The sequence below is a fragment of the Kitasatospora sp. NPDC004272 genome (assembly GCF_053603035.1).
This window is the reverse complement of the sequence record NZ_JBSGET010000281.1, coordinates 1-1,887: the sequence shown is the minus strand read 5'-3', so window position 1 is coordinate 1,887 and position 1,887 is coordinate 1. Positions and strand designations below refer to the sequence as shown.

2 protein-coding genes are annotated in these 1,887 nt (G+C 68.5%); both read left to right on the top strand.

Translation table 11 applies throughout. The annotated features are described in order from the left end of the window. Nucleotides 1–98 precede the first annotated feature (98 nt). Nucleotides 99–1,220, top strand: a complete 1,122-nt coding sequence (locus ACWEO5_RS38425; protein ID WP_452166699.1) for an IS630 family transposase — start codon at nucleotides 99–101, stop codon at nucleotides 1,218–1,220. A gap of 55 nt (nucleotides 1,221–1,275) precedes the next feature. Further along, nucleotides 1,276–1,845 carry a maleylpyruvate isomerase N-terminal domain-containing protein gene (locus tag ACWEO5_RS38420; RefSeq protein WP_452166698.1) on the top strand — a complete coding sequence of 190 codons (570 nt, stop codon included), beginning with the start codon at nucleotides 1,276–1,278 and terminating at the stop codon, nucleotides 1,843–1,845. Nucleotides 1,846–1,887: the final 42 nt, after the last annotated feature.

Here is a 1,887-nt window from a genome sequence, read left to right as displayed (position 1 = left end):
CTCTAGTGCTCTGACCGAGAAGGTTCACCGGGTTGGCGGTGGTGCCGCCGGAACCGGTTGGATGTCGGTGGACATCCGATCCGGTGTGGGGAGGCGTGGTGGCGGAGCCGGTCAGGGTCCGGAGGCTGACCGATCAGGAGGGCCAGCAGTTACAGCGGATCGTGCGTCGGGGTAGCACGAGCACGGTGCGCTACAGGCGGGCGATGATGGTGCTGGCCTCGGCCGGCGGCAACCGGGTCCCGGTGATCGCCCAGCTGGTCCAGGCCGACGAGGACACGGTGCGGGGCGTGATCCACCGGTTCAACGAGATCGGCATGGCCTGCCTGGACCCTCAGTGGGCGGGAGGCCGTCCCCGCCTTCTCAGTCCTGACGACGAGGACTTCGTCGTCCAGACGGCCACCACCCGACCCGCCAAGCTCGGCCAGCCCTTCACCCGGTGGTCCATCCGCAAACTGCTCGCCTACCTCCGCCGTGTTCACGGCCGTGTGATTCGCATCGGCCGGGAGGCCCTGCGCTGTCTGCTCGTCCGACGCGGCGTCACCTTCCAGCGCACCAAGACCTGGAAGGAGTCCACAGACCCCGAGTACGACGCCAAACTCGACCGCATCGAGCACGTCCTGGACCGCTTCCCGGACCGCACCTTCGCGTTCGACGAGTTCGGGCCGCTCGGCATCCGCCCCACCGCCGGCGGCTGCTGGGCCGAGCAGGGTCGCCCCGACCGGCTGCCGGCTACCTACCACCGCACCCACGGCGTGACGTACTTCCACGGCTGCTACTCGGTCGGCGACGACACCCTGTGGGGCGTGAACCGCCGACGCAAGGGCACCGCGAACACCCTGGCCGCGCTCAGGTCGATCCGGGCCGCCCGCCCGGACGGCGCCCCGGTCTACGTGGTCCTGGACAACCTCTCCGCCCACAACGGCAAGAAGATCCTGCGCTGGGCGAGGAACAACAACGTTCACCTGTGCTTCACCCCGACGAACGCGTCCTGGGCCAACCCGATCGAGGCGCACTTCGGGCCACTGCGGCAGTTCACCCTGGCGAACTCCAACCATCCGAACCACCCGGTCCAGACCCGCGCCCTGCACGCCTACCTTCGCTGGCGCAACGCCAACGCCCGCCACCCCGACGTCCTCGCCGGCCAGCGCAAGGAACGCGCCCGCATCCGCAGCGAGAAGGGCATCCGCTGGGGAGGACGAGCCGTAACACACGCGGCATGAGCAGACAGCACCAGCACACCCAGCTGCACAACACGAATCTCGCGAGGAACTCCGCATGGACCATCGGGACATCGACACGGCCGTGGCAGAGCTACTGACGGTACTCAGCCCTCATACCGCTGAGGACTGGACGGTCCTGGCAGGTTCGCTGGAGTGGAGCTGCCGGGAGACAGCGGCGCACATCGCGCACGACCTGCTGGCCTACGCGGGGCAGCTGGCAGCACGTCCCACCGACTCCTACCTCCCGTTCGACCTGGACGTCCACCTGACAGCCTCGCCAACTGAGGTCCTCCAGACGGTCACCGCATGCGGCCGGCTCCTGAGCGCCGCGTTGGCCACAGCCAGCCCGACCTTGCGGGCTTGGCACTGGGGACCCTGTGATCCCGAGGGTTTCGCAGCGATGGGGGTCGCCGAAATCTTGCTGCACACCCACGACATCACGCGGGGACTGGCCGTGGACTGGCTGCCACCTGCACCGCTCTGCGCGGCCGTGCTCGATCGGTTGTTCCCCGATGCTCCACCTGGAGACCCCGTCCAGGTGCTTCTCTGGTGCACCGGCCGTGGGGAACTGGAGGGTCTTTCCCGCCGAACCTCGTGGACGTGGCAAGCAGCCCGATCCGACTGATCGCACTCACCCCGGCGAACCTTCTCGGTCAGAGCACTAGCG